The organism is Variovorax sp. ZS18.2.2 (assembly GCF_024701975.1).
Lineage (GTDB): Bacteria > Pseudomonadota > Gammaproteobacteria > Burkholderiales > Burkholderiaceae_C > Variovorax.
The window spans coordinates 479,193-485,224 of the sequence record NZ_JANLNM010000006.1; the positions used below are offsets into that span (position 1 = coordinate 479,193).

The window sequence follows — 6,032 nt, forward strand, 5'->3', positions numbered from 1 at the left end:
CGGAGGAAAGTCGCAATGACTTCGAAGAGGATGAACAGACTCGCGCTCGCCATGGCTGTTGCCGGCCTCGCATCGCACCAGGCATGGGCCATCCAGACCTATGCGGGAGACCCGGGGATGATCGGCGCGCCGGCCAGCTGGCGCACGGCCGAATTCATGCGCGACTGGGGCCTGATTGCGATGGGCACCGAATACGCCTACGCGGCGGGCGTGAGCGGCGCGGGCATCAAGATCGGTGAAGTCGACTCGGGCTACGACGCTTCGCACCCCGAGTTCCCGGTCTCGCGCTATCACGGCGTGCTGGTGGGCGCGATTCCCGGCGCCTACGACGGCACCTACAACGACCGCCACGGCACGCACGTCGGCGGCACCATCGCCGCCAGCCGTGACGGTGGTGCTGCCACCGCGAACATGCACGGCGTGGCCTTCAACGCGGACCTCTTCGTCGCCAACACGGCCAAGACCGACGGTGCCAACTTCGGCCGGCCGCTGCCCGGCGATTCGGCGGTCATCACCGTCGACAACCAGCACATCGCCGATGCCTACCGGGCCGCCAACGCACAGGGCGTGCGCATCATCAGCACGAGCTGGGGCAGTCCGCCGGCCGGCGAGCAGTACAACACCCTCGCGCAACTGCACACCGCCAACGGCTACTACGTGGCCAACAACACCTGGATCCAGGGCGCGTTCGATGCCGCGAAGACCGGCACGCTGATGGTCTTCAGCGCGGGCAACGGCGGCTGGCTCAACCCCAGCCCGCGAGCGGCTGCGCCGTACTTCAATCCCGAGCTTGAAAAGAACTGGCTCGCCGTCTCCGCGCTCAGCAACATCGGGCAGACCTTCAATGCCGACGGCTCCGTCAACGTGCCGGGCACGCAGCGCTACAACAAGTGCGGCGTGGCGAAGTGGACCTGCGTCACGGCGCCGGGCTTCCAGATCAACGGCACAGTGCTGGCCGGCGGCTATGCATCGTTGTCGGGCACGTCGATGGCCGCGCCGCATGCCTCGGGCGCGCTCGCGCTGATCATGGAGCGCTTCAGCTACATGACCAACGAGCAGGTGCTCACCGTGCTGAAGACGACCGCAACCCAGAACGCGACGATCGTCGATGCGACCGGCACCGGCACGATGGCCAACCCCGAGGCGGGCCAGCAGGTGAAGGTGCCCGATGTGGTCAACGGCTGGGGCACGCCGAGCCTGCGGCGCGCGATGAACGGACCGGGGCAGTTCATCGGGCCGTTCGCGGTCAACACGCAGGGCCAGAACGACACCTGGTCGAACGACATCTCCGATGTCGCGATCCGGGCGCGCCGGGCGGAAGACGCCGCCGAGGCCACCGCTTGGCAAACGACCAAGCAGACGCGCGGCTGGACCGCGGGCCTGCCCGGCGGCGCGAGCGATGCGGACCGCAGCGAGTACGCCACCGGCGTGGCCCGCGAAGCCGCGCGCAGCACGCGCGTCTACCAAGGCAGCCTCGAGAAGCTCGGTGCCGGCACGCTGACCCTGAGCGGCCAGAACAGCTACACGGGCAGCACCGCGGTGAACGGCGGCACGCTCAAGGCGGGGGCAGTCAACGCCTTCAGCGGCGCATCGGCGCACAGCGTGGGCGCAGGCGGCACGCTCGACCTCGCGGGCTTCAGCCAGAAGCTGCCCTCGCTGGCGAACAGCGGCGTGGTCTCGCTGGTCGGGGCAGCGCCGGGAACGGCGCTCACCATCACCGGTGCCTATGTGGGCAACAACGGCACGCTGCGGTTTGGCATCGTCCCGGGAGTCGGCAGCCCGGCGAGCGACCGGCTCGTCCTCGACGGTGTGGGTGCGAGCGCCAGTGGCCGCACCTCGGTACAGATCGCCAACGTCGGCAGCCTCGGCGCCATGACCATCGGCAACGGCGTCGAACTCATCAGCGCGATCAATGGCGCAACGACGACGGCACAAACCACCAGGGACGCCTTTGCGGTCGCGGGCGGCCATGTGGATGCGGGCGCCTACGAATACCGGCTGTATGCGGCCGACGTCAATGGCGCTGGTGAAAACTGGTATCTGCGTTCGTCAGCGCCGTCTCTGGGATCGCAAATTCCCACCTACCGCGCGGAGGTCCCGATGCTCGCTGCATTGCCGGAGCAACTGCGCCAGGGCAACCTCGCCATGCTGGGCAACTCGCGCGTGCGCATGGGCGACGACGACGCCCGGGTCGGCCGCAACGATGCGGGCGACGAGGCCGGCGCGCCGCTGCGCAGCGCCTGGGGCCGCGTCATCACCACCAACCTCAACATCAGCCAGCAGGGCACGGTGAGCCCGAGGAGCGAGGGGCAGCTCACAGGGCTGCAGGCCGGCACAGACCTGTGGGCCGACCGCAACTGGCGCGCCGGCGTCTACGTCGGCCGGCTCGAAGGCGATGCCCGCACCCGCGGCTTCGCACGCGGCGTGTTCGACCTCGCCGTCGGCAGCAACGACCTGCGTAGCGACTACCTCGGCCTGTACGGCAGCTTCATGAGCGACGGCGGTTTCTACGCCGATGCGGTGCTGCAGGGCGGCCGCCACCGCTACACGGCAGGGCCGCTCGACAGCTCGCCCTCGGCTTCGGGCAAAGGCAAGAGCACGCTCCTGTCGCTTGAAGTGGGCCAGAGCTTTGCGCTCAACAGCGACTGGAAGATCGAGCCACAGCTGCAACTGGTGCACCAGCGCCTGAACCTCGACGACGTGACGCTCTCCGGTGCCCGCGTCTCGCAGGACACCGACAGCGGCTGGACGGTTCGCGCAGGCGTGCGGGTCAAGGGCCAGATCGCCACCGGGGCCGGCGTGCTGCAGCCGTATGCGCGGCTGAACGTCTACCGCACCTCCAGCGGCACCGACGTAGCGCGCTTCATCGGCCCTGCAGGCTGGACCGACATCGGCACCCGCACCGGCGGCACCAGCACCGAGCTCGCAGGTGGCGCCACCTTGGCCATCGGCGAGCGGACCAGCCTGTACGCAGAAGCGGGCAAGCTCTTCGCCTCGGGCGGCAGCGCGCGCGTGAAGAGCGGCATCAATGCCAGCGTGGGGATGCGCGTGAAGTGGTGAGCGGGGGCAGGCGCGCGGGCCTGCTCTCCGTCAGTCAGTCGCCCAGCACCGCCAGCCCGGAAACCAGGCGTTCGATCAGGATGGATGCCGCCACCGGCAGCGGGCGTCGGCGCTTGATGCAGATCGCGACGTTGTCGGTGTGCATGCCTGGGTCCGTGAGGGGAACGAACACCAGTTCGCCGCGTTCGATCTCGTCCATGATGCCCACGCGCGTGCGAAGAGCCGTTCCCATGCCCATCTTCACCAGGCTGTTGATGGTCTCGAAGGAGTTCGACTCCACACGCATCGTCAGGTGCTTGGACGACTCGTTGACGAACTTGCGGTCCAGCATCTGGCGGATCGCGTAGCCCGCGTCGGGAACGATCAGGGGCTCGCCCACCAGGTCCGCCAGCCGCACCGTCTTGTTCCCCGCGAGCCGGTGCGTGGGCAACATCACCGCCCCCACGGACACCGACACCTGCTTGCGCCGCTGGACCTGCGGATGAGGCGTCGGGTCGAAGGCTAGGCCGATGTCGTAGTCGCCCTTGGCCGTGCCTTCGGTGATGGTCGGCATGTCGGTCACCTTGACGCTGAAGCTCACGCCCGGGTACTGCTGGCTGAAAGGCGCAACGATCCGCGGCAGGAAGTCTTTGCCCAGGCCTTCCTCGCAGGCAATGTTGATGTGGCCGCGACGGATGCCGCGCAGGTCCTCGATTTCCGAGAGCATGCGTTCGAGCCCGTGATGTGTCTGCTGCACGTACCGGTAGAAGGTTTCGCCGGCCGCGGTGAGGCTCACGCCTTCGGCGCTGCGCTCGAACAGCTGGCATTTCATCTGCTCCTCGAGTTTGAGAATCTGGCGATGCACCGCCGAAGGTGTGATGTCCAGGGATTCGGCGGCCTTGCGCATCGATTTCTTTTGTGCGGACTCACGAAAGTAGACGAGCGCGTTCCAGTGAAAGTGCATGCGGGAGCAGTCGGGAAAATGGGTTGGGGAAGCGTGCGGCGCGATGCGCAGAGCACGCATTCTGGGGCCTCGTGGTGTGCGGCTAGGCGAGGGCGGAGTGCCGCCTTAACGGCAACACCCCGTGGACTTTTGGTTTCTTCCCTGCGCCCTCTTGCGCTGTGAAGATCCGCAGCAGTTCCCGGACCCCCACGAAAGATCAGCGATGTCGCGCAGCAGCAGTCAATGGATTCCAATCGCAGCGGCGAGCATGCTTGCCGCCAGCTTCGGTGCGACACCGGCCATGGCGGCCGATGGCTTCGCCCTCAAGGACAAGCCCAAGATCGCGATGCTCTACTTCGGCCCCAAGAACGATGGCGGCTGGACCCAGGCCTTCGACGAAGCCCGCATCAAGATCGAGAAGGAGCTCGGCCAGAAGATACTGTTCGTGGAGAACGTGCCCGAAGACGCCTCGGCCATCAAGCCGGCGGCCGAGAAGTTCATCCAGCGCGGCGCCAACATCGTGATCGGCACCGCCTTCGGCTACTCCGACAGCTTCAAGGACCTGGCTGCCAAGTACCCCGACGTGGCCTTCCTGAACGGCTCGGGCACCACCAATGGCACGAACCTCGAATCGTTCTACGGCCGCACCTACGAGAGCCAGTACCTGTGCGGCATGGCGGCGGGCGCGGCGTCCAAGACCGGCAAGCTCGGCTTCGTCGCGGCCAACCCGTTCGGCGTGGTGAACTGGACCATCAACGCGTTTGCGCTCGGGGCGCAGAAGATGAACCCCAACGCCACCGTCAACGTGATCTACACCGGCGCGTGGAACGACCCCATCAAGGAACGCGCCGCCGCGGCCGCGCTGATCGACCAGGGCGCCGACGTGATCGGCCAGCACGTCGACAGCCCCACGCCGCAGATCGTGGCGCAGGAGCGCGGCGTGTACGGCACCGGCCACCACCGGGACCTTCGCCAGTTCGCGCCCAAGGCCACGCTGTGCTCGTCGGTGTGGGTGTGGGACCGGTTCCTTGTGCCTGAACTCAAGAAGGTGATGGCCGGCGGCTGGAAGCCCGCGCCATACGGCGCCTTCATCGCCATGAAGGACGGCGGCACCGACATCGCGGGCTTCGGCCCTGCGGTGCCCAAGGACAAGGCCGCGCTGATCACGGCCGAGCGCGAGGCGATCCTCAAGGGCAAGCAGGTCTACGCCGGCCCGCTGGCTGATCGCGACGGCAAGGAGCGCGTGGCCAAGGGCGCGGTGTTGTCGGATGCCGACCTCTGGAAGATGGACTGGTTCGTCAAGGGCGTGGTCACGCAGAAGTAAGCGGAGCCCCGAAGAAGCCATGCCCAACGCGCTCGAACTCACCGGCATCCGCAAGACCTTCGACGGCTTCGCGGCCCTCACCGACGCCCACTTCGCCGCACGCTGGGGCGAGGTGCATGCGCTGCTCGGTGAGAACGGCGCGGGCAAGTCTTCGCTGATGAACATTGCGGCCGGGCTGTATGCGCCGGAGGCGGGGCAACTGCTGGTCGACGACAACATCGTTCGCTTCGCCGGTCCGCGTGATGCGGCGAAGCACCGCATCGGCATGGTCCACCAGCACTTCAAGCTGGTGCGACCGTTCACGGTGGCGCAGAACATCCTGCTTACCGCGCCGCCGCCGGCCGAGTTCCAGCGGCATGGCGAGCGGCTGCGCGAGATCGAACGCGACATCCGCAACAAGGCCGCGGAGCTGGGCTTCGAGATCGATCCGTCCAAGCGTGTTGATGCACTCTCGATTGCGGAGCAGCAGCGCGTCGAGATTCTCAAGGTGCTGCTTGCGGGCGCGCGCATCCTGATCCTGGATGAGCCCACGGCCGTGCTGACCGACCAGGAGGCCGCGCGCCTGCTCAAGACCGTGCAGGGGCTTGCACGCAGCGGTTCCGCCGTGGTGCTGGTCACGCACAAGATGGCCGACGTGAAGACCTACGCCGACCGCGTGACGGTGATGCGCGGCGGGCGCACGGTGGCGACGCTGGAGCCCGGCGCCACGTCGGTGAGTGAACTCGT

4 protein-coding genes are annotated in these 6,032 nt (G+C 67.5%); 3 read left to right on the forward strand and 1 reads right to left on the reverse strand.

The window, feature by feature from the left end; all coding sequences use genetic code 11:
• Positions 1 to 15 precede the first annotated feature (15 nt).
• A complete protein-coding gene (locus tag NU688_RS23840; RefSeq protein WP_257863282.1) occupies positions 16 to 3,060 on the forward strand; it encodes an autotransporter outer membrane beta-barrel domain-containing protein in 3,045 nt (1,014 codons plus the stop codon).
• A gap of 34 nt (positions 3,061 to 3,094) precedes the next feature.
• Here NU688_RS23840 and NU688_RS23845 read toward each other — a convergent pair whose 3' ends face one another.
• Positions 3,095 to 4,003, reverse strand: coding sequence for a LysR family transcriptional regulator (locus NU688_RS23845; protein WP_257863283.1), 909 nt, complete (start codon positions 4,001 to 4,003; stop codon positions 3,095 to 3,097).
• A 247-nt stretch (positions 4,004 to 4,250) separates the two neighbouring features.
• Here NU688_RS23845 and NU688_RS23850 point away from each other — a divergent pair, with 247 nt between their 5' ends.
• On the forward strand, positions 4,251 to 5,306 hold the full coding sequence (locus tag NU688_RS23850) for a BMP family ABC transporter substrate-binding protein (protein ID WP_257863284.1): 1,056 nt from the start codon (positions 4,251 to 4,253) through the stop codon (positions 5,304 to 5,306).
• Between the two features lie 19 nt (positions 5,307 to 5,325).
• On the forward strand, positions 5,326 to 6,032 hold a 707-nt coding region (locus NU688_RS23855), incomplete at its 3' end, for an ATP-binding cassette domain-containing protein (RefSeq protein ID WP_257863285.1).

Excerpts from the sequence above, each read along its gene's own strand:
- NU688_RS23840 (WP_257863282.1), top strand. The coding sequence starts at position 16 with ATGACTTCGAAGAGGATGAACAGACTCGCGCTCGCCATGGCTGTTGCC.
- NU688_RS23845 (WP_257863283.1), bottom strand. The coding sequence starts at position 4,003 with ATGCACTTTCACTGGAACGCGCTCGTCTACTTTCGTGAGTCCGCACAA.
- NU688_RS23850 (WP_257863284.1), top strand. The coding sequence starts at position 4,251 with ATGCTTGCCGCCAGCTTCGGTGCGACACCGGCCATGGCGGCCGATGGC.